General features: G+C 68.5%; 13 protein-coding genes. 8 read left to right on the top strand and 5 right to left on the bottom strand.

Features of this window, described 5'->3' with window-relative positions; translation table 11 throughout:
* Positions 1 to 426: 426 nt before the first annotated feature.
* Entirely contained in the window at positions 427 to 2724 is a 2298-nt protein-coding gene (locus IB228_RS14835) for an NADP-dependent malic enzyme (protein WP_183640587.1), read from the bottom strand.
* A 113-nt stretch (positions 2725 to 2837) separates the two neighbouring features.
* The gene (locus tag IB228_RS14830; RefSeq protein ID WP_192199043.1) at positions 2838 to 4181 is read right to left on the bottom strand and encodes a dicarboxylate/amino acid:cation symporter; all 1344 of its coding nucleotides are present in this window, start codon (positions 4179 to 4181) and stop codon (positions 2838 to 2840) included.
* Between the two features lie 265 nt (positions 4182 to 4446).
* On the opposite strand from IB228_RS14830, the gene IB228_RS14825 reads away from it, so the two are divergent.
* Together IB228_RS14825 and IB228_RS14820 are read left to right on the top strand one after the other, a co-directional pair.
* Entirely contained in the window at positions 4447 to 7119 is a 2673-nt protein-coding gene (locus tag IB228_RS14825) for a PAS-domain containing protein (protein ID WP_192199042.1), read from the top strand.
* A 119-nt stretch (positions 7120 to 7238) separates the two neighbouring features.
* Positions 7239 to 8414, top strand: a complete 1176-nt coding sequence (locus tag IB228_RS14820; protein ID WP_192199041.1) for a porin — start codon at positions 7239 to 7241, stop codon at positions 8412 to 8414.
* Between the two features lie 12 nt (positions 8415 to 8426).
* Here IB228_RS14820 and IB228_RS14815 read toward each other — a convergent pair whose 3' ends face one another.
* A complete protein-coding gene (locus tag IB228_RS14815; protein WP_183640577.1) occupies positions 8427 to 9098 on the bottom strand; it encodes a response regulator transcription factor in 672 nt (223 codons plus the stop codon).
* A 156-nt stretch (positions 9099 to 9254) separates the two neighbouring features.
* Between IB228_RS14815 and IB228_RS14810 the strand changes: the two genes are divergently transcribed.
* The 6 genes from IB228_RS14810 to IB228_RS14785 all read left to right on the top strand — a co-directional run bounded on the left by IB228_RS14810 (position 9255) and on the right by IB228_RS14785 (position 15881).
* On the top strand, positions 9255 to 10376 hold the full coding sequence (locus IB228_RS14810) for a porin (protein ID WP_192199040.1): 1122 nt from the start codon (positions 9255 to 9257) through the stop codon (positions 10374 to 10376).
* A 128-nt stretch (positions 10377 to 10504) separates the two neighbouring features.
* Positions 10505 to 11770: an amino acid deaminase gene (locus tag IB228_RS14805; RefSeq protein WP_343227089.1), complete on the top strand. Its 1266-nt coding sequence runs from the start codon at positions 10505 to 10507 to the stop codon at positions 11768 to 11770.
* 18 nt (positions 11771 to 11788) lie between these two features.
* A complete protein-coding gene (locus IB228_RS14800; protein WP_192199038.1) occupies positions 11789 to 13144 on the top strand; it encodes a gluconate:H+ symporter in 1356 nt (451 codons plus the stop codon).
* 19 nt (positions 13145 to 13163) lie between these two features.
* Positions 13164 to 14027, top strand: coding sequence for a MurR/RpiR family transcriptional regulator (locus IB228_RS14795; RefSeq protein ID WP_183640567.1), 864 nt, complete (start codon positions 13164 to 13166; stop codon positions 14025 to 14027).
* On the top strand, positions 14027 to 15454 hold the full coding sequence (locus IB228_RS14790; protein ID WP_192199037.1) for a D-aminoacylase: 1428 nt from the start codon (positions 14027 to 14029) through the stop codon (positions 15452 to 15454). The genes IB228_RS14795 and IB228_RS14790 overlap by 1 nt, the downstream gene beginning before the upstream one ends.
* Positions 15455 to 15485: 31 nt before the next feature.
* Positions 15486 to 15881 (top strand): RidA family protein, encoded by a 396-nt coding sequence (locus IB228_RS14785; protein ID WP_183640562.1) that lies wholly within the window; start codon positions 15486 to 15488, stop codon positions 15879 to 15881.
* 3 nt (positions 15882 to 15884) lie between these two features.
* Here IB228_RS14785 and IB228_RS14780 read toward each other — a convergent pair whose 3' ends face one another.
* Positions 15885 to 17141: a flavohemoglobin expression-modulating QEGLA motif protein gene (locus tag IB228_RS14780; RefSeq protein WP_192199036.1), complete on the bottom strand. Its 1257-nt coding sequence runs from the start codon at positions 17139 to 17141 to the stop codon at positions 15885 to 15887.
* A gap of 643 nt (positions 17142 to 17784) precedes the next feature.
* Positions 17785 to 18912 (bottom strand): ribosome small subunit-dependent GTPase A, encoded by a 1128-nt coding sequence (gene rsgA / locus IB228_RS14775; protein WP_192199035.1) that lies wholly within the window; start codon positions 18910 to 18912, stop codon positions 17785 to 17787.
* Between the last annotated feature and the right edge of the window lie 10 nt (positions 18913 to 18922).

Below are 18922 nucleotides of genomic sequence, written 5' to 3'. Positions count from 1 at the left end.
ATCCCCCTCAATCCCCCTTTTTCAAAGGGGGAGGCAGAAGCGGGGGTCCAGGCAATCTTGCGGCTGAGAATAGCCCCCTTTGAAAAAGGGGGCGGGCGCCTGCGGAGCAGGTGACGGGGGATTTGCTCTTGGCGCCGAAAGCGAATCCCCCTCAATCCCCCTTTTTCAAAGGGGGAGGCAGAAGCGGGGGTCCAGGCAATCTTGCGGCTGAGAATAGCCCCCTTTGAAAAAGGGGGCGGGCGCTTGCGGAGCGGGTGACGGGGGATTTGCTTTCGGCGCCGAAAGCGAATCCCCCTCATTCCCCCTTTTCAAAGGGGGAGAAACAAGCAGCGCTGACATAACCTCTTTGCACCGGGCCAGTGGCAGCAACGGCGAAGCATTCCCGCACACCGGCCATCCCGCCTCGCGGGATGGCCATGCGCCATCTCAACCCAGGCTGGCCTTTTCCGCTTCCAGTTGCGCGCGGATCTGCGCGTCCACCGCGGCGATGGCGGTCATGTTGACCACCCGGCGCGGCGTGGCGCTGGTGGTCAGGATGTGGACCGGCTTGGAGATGCCCATCAGGATCGGGCCGATGGCCACGCCATCGGTGACCACGCGCACCATGTTGTAGGTGATGTTGGCCGCGTCCAGGTTGGGCAGCACGAACAGGTTGGCGCGCCCGCTCAGGGTGCTGCCCGGCATGATGCGCTGGCGCAGCGCCTCGTCCCAGGCGGTGTCGCCCTGCATTTCGCCGTCGACGTTGAGGTCGGGCTTGCGCTTGAGCAGCAGCTCGCGCACCTGCCGCATCTTGGTCGAACCGCGGGTTTCATGGCTGCCGAAGTTGGAGTGCGACAACAGCGCGATGCGCGGTTCGATGCCGAACAGCTTCAAACGGTAGGCCGCCTGCAGGGTCGCCTCGGCGATCTGCTCGGCGGTCGGATCTTCCTGCACGTGGGTATCCAGGAAGAAGTACGCACCCTGGTTGTTGATGACGCCGGTCATCGCCGAGGTCGACTGCACGCCCGGGTCCAGCGGGATCACGCTACGCACGTAGCCCAGCTTCTTGTGGAAGCGGCCGACGATGCCGCTGACCATCGCGTCGGCCTCGCCGCGCGCGACCATCACCGCGGCAATCAGGGTCGGGCGCGAACGCATCAGGTTCTTGGCCGCGGCCGGGGTCACGCCGCGACGCGCGGTCAGCGCGTGGTAGTACTGCCAGTAGTCGTTGAAGCGCGGATCGTCGTTGATGTTGGTCAACTCGAAATCCACGCCGGCGCGCATGCGCAGGCCCAGGCGTTCGATGCGCGCGTCGATGACGTCCGGGCGGCCGATCAGGATCGGGAAGGCCAGGCCTTCATCGATGACCGTCTGCACCGCGCGCAGCACCGTCTCCTCCTCGCCCTCGGCGTAGGCCACGCGCTTGCGGTCTGCGCGCGCGCGGTCGTAGACCGGCTTCATCATCAGGCTGGTGCGGTAGACAAACTGGCCCAGCTTCTCGCGGTAGGCCTGCAGGTCGGCCATCGGCCGCAGCGCCACGCCCGAATCCATCGCCGCCTTGGCCACCGCCGGCGCCAGTTCCACCAGCAGGCGCGGATCGAACGGACGCGGAATCAGGTATTCGGGACCGAAGCACGGAATGTCGTCGCCGTAGGCGGTGCCCAGGTCCGAGGCTTCGCGCCGGGCCAGATCGGCGATCGCGTGCACGCACGCCAGCTTCATCGCCTCGTTGATGCCGGTGGCGCCCACGTCCAGCGCGCCGCGGAAGATGTAGGGGAAGCAGACCGCGTTGTTGACCTGGTTCGGATAGTCAGAGCGGCCGGTGGCGATGATGCAGTCCGGGCGGACCTGCCGGGCCAGCTCCGGCAGGATTTCCGGATTGGGGTTGGCCAGCGCCAGGATGATCGGCTTGTCGGCCATGGTCGCGACCATTTCCGGCTTCAGCACGTTGGCAGCGGACAGGCCCAGGAAGAGGTCGGCGCCATCGACGATTTCGGCCAGGGTGCGCTTGTCGGTGTCGCGGGCGTAGCGCGCCTTGTCCGGGTCCAGGTGCGGGCGGCCGGTGTAGAGCACGCCGTCGCGATCCACGGCCAGGATGTTCTCCGGCTTAAGGCCCAGCGCCACCAGCATGTCCAGGCAAGCGATGCCGGCCGCGCCGGCGCCGCTGGTGGCCAGCTTGACGTCCTCGATCTTCTTGCCGACCACTTCCAGCGCGTTGACCACCGCCGCGCCGACGATGATCGCGGTGCCGTGCTGGTCGTCGTGGAAGACCGGAATCTTCATCCGCTCGCGCAGCTTGCGCTCGACGATGAAGCATTCCGGCGCCTTGATGTCTTCCAGGTTGATGCCGCCGAAGGTCGGCTCCAGGCTGGCGATGATGTCGACCAGCTTGTCCGGATCGGTCTCGTCGATTTCGATGTCGAACACGTCGATGCCGGCGAACTTCTGGAACAGCACGCCCTTGCCTTCCATCACCGGCTTGCCGGCCAGTGCGCCGATGTTGCCCAGGCCCAGCACCGCGGTGCCGTTGGAAACCACCGCGACCAGGTTGCCGCGCGCGGTCATTTCGCTGGCGGCGTTGGGATCCTCGACGATGGCCTCGCAGGCATAGGCCACACCCGGCGAATACGCCAGCGCCAGATCGCGCTGGGTCAGCATCGGCTTGGTCGGCGAGACCTTGATCTTGCCGGGGGGCGAAAGGCGGTGGTATTCGAGGGCGGCCTGCTTGAAATCGTCGTTGGACATTACGGGCGGTCTGGGCAATAGCACGAAAGAGGCCCGATTCTACCCCCTGCGGCTGGGGTCTGCCGGCTTTCCGGTGCCATGGATCGGATGGGAAACGGCAAGGGTGAGTGGTCTCAGTCCGCGTGGGCGGGCAACGGGGATTCCAGCAGGATGTCCTCGCCCCTCGCGCCGCCGCTCAGCGCCCGATCGAGCTTCTGCCGGTCCAGCGCGCCTTCCCAGCGCGAAACCACCACGGTCGCGACGGCATTTCCGATGAAGTTGGTCAGCGAGCGGCACTCGCTCATGAACCGATCCACGCCCAGGATCAGCGCCATGCCGGCCACCGGCACGGTCGGCACCACCGACAGCGTCGCCGCCAGGGTGATGAAGCCGGCGCCGGTCACGCCCGCCGCGCCCTTGGAGCTGAGCATGGCTACCAGCAGCAGCGTGATCTGCTGGCCCAGGGTCAGATCGGTGTTGGTGGCCTGGGCGATGAACAGCGCGGCCAGGGTCATGTAGATGTTGGTGCCGTCCAGGTTGAACGAATAGCCGGTGGGCACCACCAGGCCGACCACCGATTTTTCGCAGCCGGCCTTCTCCATCTTCTCCATCAGCGAAGGCAGTGCCGATTCGGACGAGGACGTGCCCAGCACCAGCAGCAGTTCGGCCTTCAGGTAGCGCGCCAGCCGCAGCACCGAGAAGCCGCACAGGCGCGCCACCGTGCCCAGCACCACCAGCACGAACAGCAGCGAGCTGACGTAGAAGGTGCCGACCAGCCAGGCCAGGTTCGTCAGTGATTCGATGCCGTACTTGCCGATGGTGAAGGCGATGGCGCCGAACGCGCCGATCGGCGCGGCCTTCATCAGCAGGTGCACCAGCTTGAACACCGGCACGGTCAAGGCTTCCAGCAGGTCCAGCACCGGACGGCCGCGCTCGCCGGTCATCGCCAGGGCGATGCCGAACAGCGCCGCGATCAGCAGCACCTGCAGGATGTTGCCGGAGACGAACGCGCCGACCAGCGTTCCGGGAATGATGTCGAGCAGGAATCCGGTCAGGGTCAGCTCGTGCGCCTTTTCGGCGTAGTCGTGCACCGCCTTGGCGTCGAGTTGGGCCGGGTCGATGTTCATGCCCGCGCCGGGCTGGACCACGTGCGCGACCACCATGCCCACCACCAGCGCCAGGGTGGAAAAGAACAGGAAATAGACCATCGCCTTGCCGAACACGCGTCCCACCTTGCTCAGGTGGGTCATGCCGGCCACGCCGGTGACGATGGTCAGGAAGATCACCGGCGCGATGATCATCTTCACCAGCTTGATGAAGGCATCGCCCAACGGCTTGAGCTGTTCGGCGAAGGCCGGCTCGAAGTGACCCAACAGCGCGCCCAGCGCGATCGCCACCAGCACCTGCACGTACAGCTGGCGGTGGAGCGGCAGGCGGGGGCCGGCGCCGGCCGGAGCGGATTCGGTGGAAACGTGCATGGGACACCTCGACGAAGGTTTTCGCTTCGGTGGCTGTTGTACGTCCGCGAACGCGCGGTGCCGATAACGCATTGGTACTAGCTAATCCAATGGTATTAGGCGTCGCCGCGCCGCCGGCCATGCAATCGTGGCGCCAGCCGCCACCGGCACGCGGATTCATCGGGATTTTCCGTCCCGCGCGCAGGCGATTGGGCGGGCGCCGCAGGGTCGGGGAAAGGTTGAACAGGGTCTGGTGCATCGGACCGGTCTGCGTGACCATCCCGCCATGCCTTTCCTTCGCACGCCCCGCCGTCGCACCGGCCTGTTCCTGCTGCTGGCCGTCGTGGCGATCGCCATCGCCACGCTGAGCCTGCTCGCGATGCGCCAGCTGGAGCGCCGCAGCCTGCTCGGCGATGCGGCGCAGGCGCGCGAGCAGTTGCGCCTGCACGGCGACGCGCTGCAATCGCTGATCGAACGCCACCGGGTGCTGCCGGCGGTGCTGGCGCTGGATCCTGACATCCGCGCGGCACTGGCGCACGGCAACGTCGATGCGGCCGATTCGGAGCGACTCAGCCGCAAGCTCGAACGCGTCAACGGCGCCGCGGCCACGTCCACTCTCACCCTGCTGGATCGGGATGGACTGGCGCTGGCGGCCAGCAACTGGCGCATGGCCGACGCCAGCAACGTCGGCAACCGCTACCACTTCCGCCCCTACTTCCAGCAGGCCATGCGCGAAGGCAGCGGCACGTTCTATGCCGAGGGCGTCACCACCGCCGTGCCCGGCTACTTCCTGTCCGAAGCGGTGCGCGACGAAGCCGGACGACCGATCGGCGTGGTGGTGGTGAAGGTGGTGCTGCGGCCGCTGGAACGAACCTGGGCCGAAGCCCCCGAGATCGTGTTCGTCACCGACGCCAATGGCGTGATCTTCCTTTCCAGCCGCACCGGCTGGCGCTACCGCGTACTGCACGCCCTGACCCCGGCCGCCCGGGAACGGCTCGCCCGCACGCGCCAGTACGGGCAGATTCCGCGCCTGCCGCTGGAGTACCGGATCACGGCGGATCTCGGCCAGCAGGTGCATCGCGCGCGCCTGCCCGACGCGGGCGACGTGATCTGGGTGTCGCAGCCACTGCCGCGGCAGGGCTGGACACTGAACCTGCTGCGCTCCACCCACGACAGCGTCGCCGCCGCGCGCACGATGGCCGCGGCGGTGGCGGCTGGCCTGCTGGTGCTGGCGCTGTTGGGCTTCGTGCTGTGGCAGCGGCGCCGGCTGGCGCAACTGCGCGAGCGCAGCCGGGTGGAGCTGGAACGCCTGGTCGAGCACCACGCGCAGGAACTGCGCAGCGCCCAGGATGGGCTGGTGCAGGCCGCGCACGCCGCCGACTATGGCGAAAGCCCCAGCCTGCAGCATCTGCCTCAAGGCGTCTGCGTGGTCGACGCCCAGCTCAACCTGGTGGCCTGGAACCGGCGCTACATCGAGCTGTTCCGGTTTCCGCCGGGCTTCATCCAGGTCGGCCGTCCGATCGCCGATGTGTTCCGCTACAACGCCAATCGCGGCCTGCTCGGCCCCGGCCCCATCGACGAAGCCATCGAGCGCAGGCTCAACCACCTACGCTCGGGCAAGCCGCACATGCACGAACGCGAGCGCGGCGATGGCAGCGTCATCGAGATCCGCGGCAATCCGCTTCCCGATGGCGGTTTCGTCACCAGCTACGCCGACATCACCGCCTACAAGAACGCCGCCCGCGACCTGCGCTCGCTGGCCGATACGCTCAGCCGCCGCATCGACGAACGCACCCGCGACCTGGCCGACGCCAAGCGCGAGGCCGAGGACGCCAACCGCTCCAAGACCCGCTTCGTCGCCGCGGCGGTGCACGACCTGTTGCAGCCGCTGAACGCGGCGCGCATGTTCCTGTCGGCGCTGCGCGGGCGCCTGCCGGATGCCGGCGCGCGGGACATCGCCGAGAACATCGACAACGCGCTGGCCGCGCAGGACGGCATCCTCAACAGCCTGCTGGACATCTCGCGACTGGAATCCGGCGCGCTGGAAACGCACGTGCGGGACTTCGCCCTGGATCCGCTGCTGGCGACGCTGGCGCGCGAATTCGGCATCCTCGCCGCGGCACGCGGCCTGCGCCTGGAGCGGGTCGCCACTTCGGCGGTGGTGCGCAGCGACGAAGCGCTGCTGCGCAGGATCCTGCAGAACTTCCTGTCCAACGCCATCCGCTACACGCCGCGCGGGCGGATCGTGCTGGGCTGCCGTCGCCAGGGCGATCAGGTGCGCATCGAGGTCCACGACACCGGCCCCGGCATTCCGGAGGCGCGGCAGCAGGAGATCTTCGAGGAATTCCGCCGCCTGGATGGTGATGGCGAGGAGCGCGGAGCCGGCCTGGGCCTGGCGATCGTGGATCGGATCGCGCGCCTGCTCGGCCATCGCATCGGCCTGCGTTCGCGACTGGGAAACGGCAGCGTGTTTTCGATCCGCGTGCCGCGCGGCGTATCGGCCGCCGCCCCGGCAACGGAAGACGGGCCCGGCGCGGAAGACGCATCGACGGCGACCGAAGAAGCAGCCACCGATTCGCTGCTGGCCGGTTGCCGGGTCTGGTGCATCGACGACGACGCGCGGGTGATTCGCGCGACCCGCCTGCTGCTGGAACGCTGGGGATGCCGGGTGGAACTGGCCGGCGGCGTGGAGCAGGCCCTGGCGGCGGCACGCGCCGACGACGTGCCGGATCTGCTGTTGCTGGACGTGCGGCTGGGCGACGACGTCACCGGCCCGGAATTGTTCGGGCAACTGGCGCGTCGCTGGCAACGCGAACCGGCCGTGCTGCTGTTCACCGCCGAGCAGGACGAAGCACTTCGGGCGCTGGCGCGGGAACGGAATTGGGGCTTCCTGTCCAAGCAGGCGCGCACGTCCGCGCTGCGTTCGCTGATGACCCATCTCTACCAGCGCTCGCGTTGACATCCTTTGCTCGATCGGTTTCCCGTCATCCCCGGCTTGCTTTCATTGCAGGTCAATGCGCGATTCCCGCCCCGCCGATGCGCTGACATGCCTCCGCATGTTTCCTGCGAGGGCTTTCGATGCATCACTTCATCCCGGGATGCCTGCGGGCATCCGTTCCGCTGTTCGCGCTGTCGGCCATCCTGCTGGTCGTCCCTGGGGCATGCGCCTCCGATGAGGCGATCCGGCCCACCGGCCGCATTTACTACGACTTCGCGCGCTTCGACAACGACGATCGCGGTGTTCCCTCGCGCGGCCGGGATGGCCTGCGCCTGGCCTGGCTCGGCGTGACCGGAAAGTGGCAGGGGTTCGGCTATCGCGCCGAGGTGGATGTCGCGCCCACGCACTGGGCGCTGCGCAATGTGTGGCTCAGCCGCGAGCTCGGTTCGCCCGCCCGCGGCGTGATCAGCGTGGGCCAGATGGGCCAATACTTCGCGCTCGACGAGCGGGTCAGCTTCAACCATCGGCCCGCGGTGGAATCCAGTTACCTGACCCAGACGCTGGCTTCACCGCACCGCGTCGGCATCGGCTGGGAAGGGCATCACGCCGGCTGGTTCTGGGGCGTCGGCGCCGGCAGGCTGGGCCGCTTCGACGTTCCGGAAATCAAGGGCCGTGGCTTCAGCGGACGCGCGGGCCGGGTGTTTCCACGCGATGACGGCGACCTGCTGCACCTGGCCGGCTCGGTGATGCGCGAGCACCACGATCATCCCGGCATCGGCGGTTCCGCGCCGCTGCGGGTGCCGCTCAGGACCGCGGGCCATTTCTCCCGCCGGCCGGCGCTGGTCCTGGCCGACTACCGCGACGGACGCGACGTGCGGGTGGACAAGCGCGGGCTGGAAGCGGCCGGCGTGCATGGCGCATGGTCCTGGCAGACCGAATATGCACGCGGCCGCTACCACGACGATCTGCGGCGTGATCGCATCGCCGCCCATTACGTGATGGCGACCTGGATGCTCACCGGCGAGCGCCGGCCCTACGACGTCGCCGGCGGCCATTTCGGCCAGGTGCAACCGCAGGGCTCGGGTGGCGCATGGGAACTGATGGCGCGCTACGACCGCATCACCGCCAGCGGCAACGGCGAAGGCCGGCGGCAGCGGCTGGCGGCCGACGCCTGGACGGTCGGCGTCAACTGGTATCCGCGGCGCAACGTGCGGGTGATGCTGGACTGGATCGACAGCCGCCGCCAGGACCGCACGCGGGATCAGCTGCTGGACCATACCGGCACCCTGGCCGGCCGCGTGCAATGGGATTTCTGATTTCGCCGGGCGCTAGGATGCGCCGCCGGAAGTGTCCGATGCCGGATCCGGATCGCCTTCCGGCTCCAGCGCCTTCACCAGCAATGCCGCCTGCGTGCGGCTGTTGCACTCGAGTTTCTTCAGGATCGCGGTGACGTGCACCTTCACCGTGTTCTCGGCCAGGCCAAGCTCGTAGGCAATCTGCTTGTTGAGCAGGCCGTCGGCCACGCACAGCAGGACCCGGAACTGCTGCGGGGTCAGGCGTGCCAGGCGCGCGGCCAGTTGGGCGTCGCGTTCGGAACGTTCAGCGGCCAGTGGCGGGAAGCAGGTATCGCCGCCCATCACCGCGGTGACGGCGGTGCGGATCGCCTCTGCCGGCGCGGACTTGGGAATGAAACCGGCGGCTCCGAACTGCTGCGCGCGACGAATCACGCGCGGGTGATCGTTGGAGGAAATCACGATGACCGGAATATCCGGACGCTCGCCGCGCAGCCAGACCAGCGACGAGAATCCGCGCGCGCCCGGCATGGTCAGATCCAGCAGCACCAGATCCACGTCCGGATGCACGGCCAGCGCCTCGGTCAGCGCCGAGACGCTGGCCACTTCCAGGGTCTGGCCGACTTCGATTTCCTCGCGCAGCGCATGCAGCACCGCTGCGCGGAACAGCGGATGATCATCGGCGACAAGGACCCGGGCCAGGCTCATGGCCGCCAGTGTGGCACGCGCCGCGCGCCGGTGCCCTAGTACCAATGCGTTATTGGAGCCGGTGGTCGGGCTGTTATCTTCGCCCCCTTCCAAACCGGTTCCGAGGGAGAGCGGATGCCATTTTCCAATCGACGCGTGCCGCTGGCGGTTCCGTTCATGCTGGCCCCGCTCATGCTGGGGACCGTGCCCGCCGCCCAAGCCGAGGACGCACTGACCCTCAAGCCGACCGGCCGGTTGCATTACGACTTCGCGCGCTTCGACAACGACGCACGCGGCACCGCCGAGCGCGACGGTGACGATCTGCGTGCGGCATGGCTGGCGATTTCCGGCCGGTTCTACGTGGTCGACTACAAGCTGGAAGCGGATTTCGCCGGTCACCGGCCGGTCGCGCGCGACGCCTATCTGGCCCGCAGCTTCGGCAACGCCACCGTGACCCTCGGCCAGTTCAAGCAGTTCTATACGCTGGACGATCGCGGCAGTTCCAACCACATCCTGGCGGTCGAACGCAGCTGGCTGGCGCAGACCCTGGCGCCGTCCTACCGGTTGGGCCTGGGCGTCAACGGCCATCGCGACGGCGTGTTCTGGAGCGGCAGCGTCTACAGCCTGGAGAGCATCGACGTCTGGCAGGCCAAGGGACGCGCGGCGGGCGCGCGTGCCGGCTACGCGCCGTGGCGCGAGGCCGGCCGGGTGCTGCATTTTGGCGCCGCGCTGGCGCACGAGCGCTACGACCATCCCGGCGCCGATGGCGCGCCCGCGCTGCGCGTGCAGCCGCGCGTCGCGGGCTATTTCGGCGACAACAGCCGGCTGTCGCTGGTGGATTTCCGCAGCGGCCGCGACGTCTCGGTGGACAAGTACGGCCTGGAAGCGGCGGGCGTGCACGGCGCCTGGTCCTGGCAGGCCGAATACGGCGGCGCCCGTTACGACGACGGCCGGCAGCGCGGGCGGGTCGAGGCCGGTTATCTGCAAGCCAGTTGGCTGCTCACCGGCGAGTCCCGCCCCTACGATGCCAAGGCGGGACGGTTCGTCCAGCTCAAGCCGCAGCGACGCGGCGGCGCCTGGGAACTGGTGGCGCGCTACGACCACATCGAGGGCAGGCAATGGCCGCTCAACCGCCGCGACCTGTCGGCGGACGCATGGACGGTGGGCGTGAACTGGTATGCGCCGAAGCACTTCCGGGTGATGCTGGACTGGACCGACAGCCGGCGCCGTGATGAAGTGAGCGGAAGAACATTGGATCGCACCGGCGTACTGGCCGGCCGCGTCCAGTTCGATTTCTGACGCACCCGCCGGCCCTGCGCCCGGTTACGGGTCACGAAATCGCGAGAAAATAATTTTCATCCAACCCTTCCTGTGCTACACAATAGACGGCCACGATGTCACGTGGCCGTGCACAGGGGAGGCGGTTCGTGCGAGAAAATTACTTTCATTCCGACGCGCCGCTGGCCGGAAAAGGCCTGCCGGCCGGTGATGCCTGGACGCCTTCCGGGCTGGCGGCGCGGCCCCTGTCGATCCTGGAGGAACAGGTCAGCCTGCCGGTGGCGGTACTGAGCGAATCCGCCCTGCGCCACAACCTGGCCTGGATGCGCGAGTTCACCGAGGCCTATGGCTGCCGGCTCGCACCGCACGGCAAGACCACGATGAGTCCGGCGCTGTTCCGGATGCAGCTGGATGCCGGCGCGTGGGGCATCACCCTGGCGACCGCGCCGCAGACGGCGGCGGCGCACGCGCATGGCGTGCGGCGGGTCCTGCTCGCCAACCAGCTCGTCGGCAGGGGCAACTTCGATGTGATCGCCGATCTCCAGGCAAGCGATCCGGACTTCTGGTTCGCCTGCGTGGTGGATTCGGCCGATAACGTCGCCGCGCTGGGTCGTCATTTCGGCGCACGCGGACAACGCATCCGGGTATTGCTGGAAGTCGGCGCGGAAGGCGGACGCACCGGCGTGCGCGACGAGGCTCAGGCGCGCGCGGTGCTGGACGAGATCGCGCGCTGGCCGGACGCGGTGGCGCTGGTCGGCGTGGAAGTCTACGAGGGCGTGGTCAAGGACGAGGCCGGCGTGCGCGCGCTGCTGCGGCGTACGCTGGCGCAATGGCAGGCAATCCGCGCCGCCGGCGGATTCGGCGAGTCGCCCGCGCTGCTTTCCGGCGCCGGTTCGGCCTGGTTCGACGTGGTCGCGGAAGAATTCGCGGCGCTTGTGTCGGATCCGCAGGCGCAAGTGGTGTTGCGTCCGGGCTGCTACCTGACCCACGACGTGGGCATCTATCGCGACGCCGCCAGCCGCATCCACGCCTCCAATCCGGTCGCGCAGCGCATGGGGCGCGGCCTGTTGCCGGCACTGCGACTGTGGGCCTGCGTGCAGTCGCGTCCGGAACCGGACCGCGCGATCATCGGCCTGGGCAAGCGCGACGCTGCGTTCGATGCCGGCTTCCCGCAACCGGTGCTGCATCATCGCCCCGGCCATGCCACGCCCGCCGACGCGCCTTCCCACTGGCGTATCGGCGCGATGATGGATCAGCACGCGTTCCTGCAGCTCAATGCCGACGACGACCTCAAGGTCGGCGATCTGCTGTGCTTCGATATCTCCCATCCCTGCCTGACCTTCGACAAATGGCGCCACCTGCTGGTGGTGGACGACGCGCATCGCGTCGTCGGCGCCGTCGAAACCTTCTTCTGATCGGCGGGAACAGCACGCATGACGCCAGGAAACCTGTTGCTGCTGTACGCCACGCTGTCGATCGTCGCCCTGGTGGTGTTGATCGCGCGCTACCGCCTCAACCCCTTCATTTCGATCACCGTGGTCTCGCTCGGGCTGGCGCTGCTGGCCGGCATGCCGGCACCGGACATCGTGCCGGCCTACGAACAGGGCGTGGGCAAGACCCTGGGCCACATCGCGCTGATCGTCGCCCTCGGCACCATGCTGGGCAAGCTGATGGCCGAATCCGGCGGCGCCGAGCGCATCGCGCGCACGCTGATCCGGCGCTTCGGTACCCGCCACGTGCACTGGGCGATGATGCTGATCGCGTTCTGCATCGGCCTGCCGATCTTCTTCGAGGTCGGGTTCGTGCTGCTGATTCCGATCGTGCTGAACGTCGCCCGCCGCACCGGCGTGCCGCTGCTGCTGGTCGGCCTGCCGATGGTCGCCGGCCTGTCGGTGGTGCACGGTCTGGTGCCGCCGCACCCGGCCGCGATGCTGGCGGTGCACGAATACCAGGCCGACGTCGGGCGCACGCTGTTCTATGCGTTGATGGTCGGCTTGCCGACCGCCGCGCTGGCCGGACCAATCTTCGCCCGGCTGGTATCGCGCCATGTCACCCTGCCGGCACACAACCCGATGGAAGCCGCGCTGCTCAACCAGGGCCAACGGGAGATCCCCGACGCCGAACTGCCCGGCTTCGGCATCACCCTGGCGACCCTGCTGCTGCCGGTCGGCCTGATGCTGCTGGGCGGCTGGGCGGACGAACTGGCCGCACCCGGCAGCGCCGCCAACCACGTGCTGCGTTTCATCGGCCATTCGGTGGTGGCGCTGCTGCTGGCGACCCTGCTCAGCTTCGTCACCCTGGGCCTGATGCGCGGCTTCAACCGCGAGCAGATCCTGAAGTTCTCGCAGGAATGCCTGGCGCCCACCGCCGCCATCACCCTGCTGGTCGGCGCCGGCGGCGGTCTCAACGGCATCCTGGTCAAGACCGGCGTGGCCCAGGAAATCACCCGGCTGTCGCACGAGTTTCAGCTCTCGCCGCTGCTGATGGGCTGGACCGTGGCCGCGCTGATGCGGGTGGCGACCGGTTCGGCCACGGTGGCGATGAGTACCGCCGCCGGCATCGTCGCGCCGGTCGCGCTGGCCGCCGGCTACCCGCATCCGGAGCTGCTGGTACTGGCCACCGGGGCAGGCTCGCTGGTGCTGTCGCACGTCAACGACGGTGGCTTCTGGCTGGTCAAGGAATACTTCAACATGAGCGTGGCCCAGACCTTCAAGACCTGGACCGTGCTGGAAACCCTCATTTCGGTGACCGCACTGCTGCTGGTGCTGGGCATCGCCGCACTGCACTGACGACCGGCCGGAGACCGCCATGTACGACATCGTCTACCACCTCAAGCAGCGCCTGCACGAGCTGAGTCCGGTCGAGCGGCGGATCGCCGACACCATCCTGGCCGACATCGACGGCGCCGCGCAGTCCGGCATCGCCGAACTGGCCGAACAGGCGGGCGTCAGCGTGGCCGCGATCTCGCGCTTCGCCAAGGCGCTGGACTGCGACAACGTGCGTGAACTGCGCGCCCGCCTGGCCGAGGCCAGCGCGGTCGGCAAGCGCTTCCTGGACGACCAGGACACCCCGCCCAGTTCGGCGCTGTACGCGCAGATCTGCGCCGACATCGAGAGCTGCCTGCGTCGCAACGTCGGCGGATTGCAGGAACAGGTGGTGCAGTCGCTGGCCGAGGCGCTGGCCTCGGCGCGGATGATCTACGTGTTCGGCATGGGTGGCTGCTCGACCGTGTTCGGTCTGGAGCTGCAGAACCGGCTGGTCCGCTTCGGCCGCCCGATCGCCGCCTACAGCGATGCGATCTCGCTGAAGGTGGTCGCCGCGACCCTGACCCCGGAGGACATGGTGGTGGCGCTGTCGGTCAGCGGCATCACCCCGGAAATCCTGTCGGCGGTGGACATCGCGCGCGGCTACGGTGCGAAGGTCGGTGCGATCACCCGCGCCGACACCGCGCTGGCCGAGCGCGCCGACTGGCTGCTGCCGATCGTCATCGACGAAACCGACTTCGTGTTCAAGCCATCCGCCTCGCGCTACGCGATGATGCTGGCGGTGGACGTGCTGGCCACCACCCTGGCGCTGCATATCGCCGACGACAGCCGCGAGCGGCTGCGCCGGATCAAGTTCGCGCTGGACAACTACCGCGGCGGCGAGAATCGCCTGCCGCTGGGGGATTGATGCGTTACGACCTGTTGATCCGCGATGCCCTGCTGCTGGATGGCAGCGGTGCCGCCGGCACGCGCGGCGACATCGGCGTCAGCGCCGGCCGCATCGCCGCGATGGGCCGCCTGGACGGCGACGCGGCGAGCGTCGTCGACGCCTGCGGGCGGGCGGTCAGCCCAGGCTTCATCGACGTGCATACCCACGACGATCTGGAAGTCATCCGCGATCCCGCCATGACCAGCAAGCTGTCGCAGGGCGTCACCACGATCGTGGTCGGCAACTGCGGCATCAGTGCCAGTCCGGTGAACACCGCCGACGCGGTACCCGACCCGATGAACCTGCTCGGCGAGCCGGGCGAGTTCCGCTATCCGCGCTTCGCCGACTACCGTCGCGCGGTGGAGGACGCACGTCCGGCACTGAACGTCGCCGCGCTGGTCGGGCACACCTCGCTGCGCCAGAACCACATGGATCGGCTGGATCGCGCCGCCAGCGACGAAGAGATCGCGGCGATGCGGTCGCAATTGCGCGCGGCGATCGCCGAGGGCGCGCTTGGCCTGAGCACCGGGCTGGCCTACGCCTCCGCGTTCGCCGCGCCCGCGCGCGAGGTGCTGGAACTGACCCGCGACCTGCCCGCCGATCGCCTCTACGCCACCCATCTGCGCGACGAGTTCGCCGGCATCCTGCCCGCACTGGACGAAGCGCGCGCGGTCGGCCACCACAGCGGCGCCCCGGTGCGGGTGTCGCACCTGAAATGCGCCGGCATCGACAACTGGGGCCGCAGCCGCGAAGTGCTGGCGTGGCTGGATGACGCCGCCGGCGAGCATGACGTGGCCTGCGACTGCTATCCGTACGCGGCCAGCGCTTCCACCCTGGACCTGAAACAGGTCACCGACGCCTACGACATCCTGATCACCTGGTCCGAACCGCATCCGGATCAGGGCGGACGGATGCTGGCCGCGATCGCCGCCGACTGGCGGGTGTCGCTGCATGAAACCGCCAACCGCCTGCAACCGGCCGGCGCGGTGTACTTCTGCATGGACGAGGAAGACGTGCGCCGGTTCCTGCGCCATCCGCTGACCATGATCGGATCCGACGGCCTGCCGCGGGATCCGCGCCCGCACCCGCGCCTGTGGGGCACCTTCCCGCGCGTGCTCGGCCATTACGCGCGCGACGAGGGCCTGTTCCCGCTGCACGAAGCCGTGCACAAGATGACCGGCCTGCCCGGCAGCCGCTTCGCCCTGCCCGGGCGCGGCCTGCTGCGAGAGGGCTGGCACGCGGACCTGGTGTTGTTCGATCCGGCACGCGTGCGCGATACCGCCGACTATCACGATCCGATGCGCGCCGCCGAAGGCATCGACGCGGTGTGGGTGAACGGCGAACTGGCCTACGACGGCAACGCGGTCACCCGAGCGCGCAGCGGCCGTTTCCTGGCACCGGCCTGAAGAATCTTCCCGAAATCCGAGAGGTATCCACATGAGCGACATCAAGCGCTATGGCGCCGAAGGCGGCGTCGGCCAGGGCCGGCAGCACATGCCGTTCTCGCGCGCGGTCGAGGCCGATGGCTGGCTGTACGTGTCCGGCCAGGTGCCGATGCGCGACGGCGAGCTGATCGGCGGCACCGTCACCGAGCAATCGCACGTGGCCATCGGCAACGTGCTGGCAATCCTGGCCGAGGCCGGCTATGGCCCCGAACACGTGGTCCGCTGCGGCGTCTGGCTGGACGACGCGCGCGACTTCGCCGCCTTCAACCAGGTGTTCCGGCACTACTTCGGCGAGCATCCGCCCGCGCGCGCCTGCGTTGAGAACCGGATGGTGGTGGACTGCAAGGTCGAGGTCGACTGCGTGGCCTACAAGCGCCCCGCGCGCTGACCGTCACACCGGCACTTCGGTCAACTGGTCCATGCGGATGCGGTTGGCGAACAGCGAGAACGCCAGCGTGCCGGCCAGGCCGTTGGCGCGGCTGACCCAGGTCGGCAGCCAGCGTGGCGGCGCCAGCACGCCGCCGTCGAACAATGGCTCGAACAGGGCCACGTCCCCCAGCGTCATCTTGCCGGCGAACAGGCGCCGGCACAGTTGCAGGCGGTCCCGCTGCAGGGAATGGCGGAAGAAGGTGTGCACGGCAATCAGGCCGCGCAGGTAGACCGTATCCTTGGTGAACGCCGCGCCGCCACTGGTGGGCACACCGCGGAACACGCGTTGCGCCGAGGCGAAGCTCTCGGCCGGATTCTGGCCCGCCTCGCAGAAGTAGCGGTACACCTCGATGAAATCCGCACCCGCCAGGGTCATCGCGATCGCCTCGATGCGCAGGCTGATCCGTTTCATCCGTTCGATGTCGATGCTGCCGGTGATCTGCTCGGCGAAGGTCGCCAGCCCTTCCTGGGTCTCGGTGATGCGCGGCGACGACAATGCCAGGCTCGGGAACAAGGGCTGCTCGCGGCCGTTGAGCGCGGTCAGCGAATGCACCAGCGCCTCGTGTTGCAGGAGCTGCCGGCGGTCGTAGTCGCTGAAGGCGGCGCCATGGCGCAGGCGGATGCGGGTGGCGCCGGCCGCCGCCTTGGCGATCAGATCCGGATCCAGCTCCACCGTGATCACCCGCGCATCGAAGAAATCATCCAGGTCGCCTTGCAACTGGAGTTGCAGCGCGGTCGCCGACACCGGGATCTGTTCTTCCGGCGCCAGCAACTCGCGATCCATGTCCTGGGCAATGGCAATGAAGTGGCGGGCGGCGTCGCGGGTGGTCGGTCCGTTGCCGGGCAAGGGCGCTTCGGGCGTGCCGAACAGGGTGATCGAATGCGCGGTCACGGCGGGCGTGCCCAGGCATTCCAGCAACTGCGCGGCGACCGACCAGCTGTCCACCGATTCGCGCAGATAGCGACCCAGCGGATGCGCCGGATCGGCGGCATGCGCGATCGCTTCCAGTTCGCGGCGGGCCTCGCTGAAATCCAGCTTGGGGTATTCGACTTTCGGCAATCGCGGATTGCCGCGCTCCATTCCTTCCAGGAACGGCGCCTGCAACGCGGCCGGCCAACTCGCCAGGCTCAGCAGCTTGATGCCGCGCACCGCCTTGACCAGGCGCGCGTCCAGCGCGGCATGATGGGCGATGTCGGCAGACAGGTTCATCGTGTCCATGCCGATGCCTCGCATCCGCCCCACCCTGTAGGAGCGACGCGAGTCGCGAGCTTTTGACGGAAATCCAGAAGGCTTCCAACCGGGTCGCCGTCGCGACTCACGTCGCTCCCACAAGGGAAGAGATGGCGCGTCGGTCGCATCCTGGCGTCCTGCGTGGGCGCTTCGCGGTCAGGCTGTCCGGCATACCGGCTGCAACCTGTAGGAGCGACGTGAGTCGCGAGCTCTTGGCGGAAACTCCAAGGGCTTCCAACCGGGTCGCCTTCGCGACTCACGTCGCTCCCACAAGGGAAGAGATGGCGCGTCGGTCGTATCCTGGCGCCCTGCGTGGGCGCTTCGCGGCCATGCTGTCCGGCATACCGGCTGCAACCTGTAGGAGCGACGTGAGTCGCGAGCTCTTGGCGGAAACTCCAAGGGCTTCCCACCGGGTCGCCGTCGCGACTCACGTCGCTCCCACAAGGGAGGAGATGGCGCGTCGGTCGTATCCTGGCGCCCTGCGTGGGTGCTTCGCGGTCAAGCTGTCCGGCATACCGGCTGCAACCTGTAGGAGCGACGTGAGTCGCGAGCTTTTGATCGAAATCCAGAAGACTTCCAACCGGGTCGCCGTCGCGACTCACGTCGCTCCTACAAGAGAGGTGACGGCGCATCAGTGGCGTCCGTACTTGTCGTCCAGGCGCTTGTTGAGCGCCTTGACCTGCACGCGGGCTTCGGCCTTCTGCGCCAGCCGGGTGGCCAGCTTGCCGGCCGCGCTGGCGACTTCGTCGCGCAGTTTCAGGTAATTGAGGAAGCGTTCCTCGTCCAGCTCGCCGCGCTCGATCGCCGCGCGTACCGCGCAACCGGGTTCACGCTGGTGCGAACAATCGCGGAAGCGGCATTGTTCGGCCAATGCCTCGATGTCGGCGAAGCCCCCTTCGACCAGATCCTCTTCGCCGGTCGGCTTGAGTTCGCGCATGCCGGGGGTGTCAATCAGGCAGGCGCCGGACGGCAGTGGCATCAGCGCGCGATGGGTGGTGGTATGGCGACCACGCGAATCGCTCTCGCGGACCTCGCCGGTCTTCATCCGGTCGTCGCCCAGCAGGGTGTTGGTGAGGGTGGACTTGCCCGCGCCCGAGGAACCGACCAGCACCACCGTATGGCCCGGCTGCAACCAGGGCGCCAGCACCGCCACGCCGTCGGGATCCTTGGCGTTGAGCGCGAACACCGGCACGTCCTGCGCGGTCACGTCGGCCAGCGCTTCGATGGCATCGCTCGCGTGTTCATGGCGGTCGGCCTTGGTCAGCACCACCACCGGCTGCGCCCCGCCGCTGCCGACCAGCAGCAGGTAGCGCTCGATCCGGCGCGGATTGAAGTCCGCGTCCAGGCCCGAAACGATGAAGACGGCATCCACGTTGGCGGCGATGACCTGCTGCTGGTAGTGCTCGCCGGCCGCGCCGCGCTTGATGCCGGTGTGCCGCGGAAGCAGGGCGACGATGCGCTTGCCTTCCAGCAGCACCCAGTCGCCAACCGCCGGACGCTCGTGGGCGGGAGACCCGTCCTTGCGGAAGCCGGGGCGGCGCTGCCATTCGGGCAGGGATTCGGCCTTGATGGCGGTGTCCGGGCCGTCGGCCACGACATACCCCGAGCGGTGCTGCTCGGTCACCCTGGCAGGCCGCGCCGCCGGGTGGGCCGCCAGCAGGGCCGCCCAGGCAGGGTCCTCCGGTTCGCCAGGCCAGGGCCAGCCGATGGCGCGCAGGGAGGCGAGGTCGAGGGGGGCGTGTGCGGGATTTGCGGGCATGGCGGGATTC

The organism is Pseudoxanthomonas sp. PXM04 (assembly GCF_014851695.1).
In the GTDB taxonomy this organism is placed as follows: Bacteria; Pseudomonadota; Gammaproteobacteria; order Xanthomonadales; family Xanthomonadaceae; genus Pseudoxanthomonas_A; species Pseudoxanthomonas_A beigongshangi.
The sequence above is the reverse complement of the archived record's forward strand: the minus strand, read 5'-3'. Positions and strand labels throughout refer to the sequence as shown.

Excerpts from the sequence above, each read along its gene's own strand:
- IB228_RS14815 (WP_183640577.1), bottom strand. The coding sequence starts at position 9,098 with ATGAGCCTGGCCCGGGTCCTTGTCGCCGATGATCATCCGCTGTTCCGC.
- IB228_RS14835 (WP_183640587.1), bottom strand. The coding sequence starts at position 2,724 with ATGTCCAACGACGATTTCAAGCAGGCCGCCCTCGAATACCACCGCCTT.
- IB228_RS14780 (WP_192199036.1), bottom strand. The coding sequence starts at position 17,141 with ATGGACACGATGAACCTGTCTGCCGACATCGCCCATCATGCCGCGCTG.
- IB228_RS14795 (WP_183640567.1), top strand. The coding sequence starts at position 13,164 with ATGTACGACATCGTCTACCACCTCAAGCAGCGCCTGCACGAGCTGAGT.
- IB228_RS14810 (WP_192199040.1), top strand. The coding sequence starts at position 9,255 with ATGCTGGCCCCGCTCATGCTGGGGACCGTGCCCGCCGCCCAAGCCGAG.
- IB228_RS14785 (WP_183640562.1), top strand. The coding sequence starts at position 15,486 with ATGAGCGACATCAAGCGCTATGGCGCCGAAGGCGGCGTCGGCCAGGGC.
- IB228_RS14820 (WP_192199041.1), top strand. The coding sequence starts at position 7,239 with ATGCATCACTTCATCCCGGGATGCCTGCGGGCATCCGTTCCGCTGTTC.
- IB228_RS14790 (WP_192199037.1), top strand. The coding sequence starts at position 14,027 with ATGCGTTACGACCTGTTGATCCGCGATGCCCTGCTGCTGGATGGCAGC.
- IB228_RS14825 (WP_192199042.1), top strand. The coding sequence starts at position 4,447 with ATGCCTTTCCTTCGCACGCCCCGCCGTCGCACCGGCCTGTTCCTGCTG.
- IB228_RS14830 (WP_192199043.1), bottom strand. The coding sequence starts at position 4,181 with ATGCACGTTTCCACCGAATCCGCTCCGGCCGGCGCCGGCCCCCGCCTG.
- rsgA (WP_192199035.1), bottom strand. The coding sequence starts at position 18,912 with ATGCCCGCAAATCCCGCACACGCCCCCCTCGACCTCGCCTCCCTGCGC.
- IB228_RS14800 (WP_192199038.1), top strand. The coding sequence starts at position 11,789 with ATGACGCCAGGAAACCTGTTGCTGCTGTACGCCACGCTGTCGATCGTC.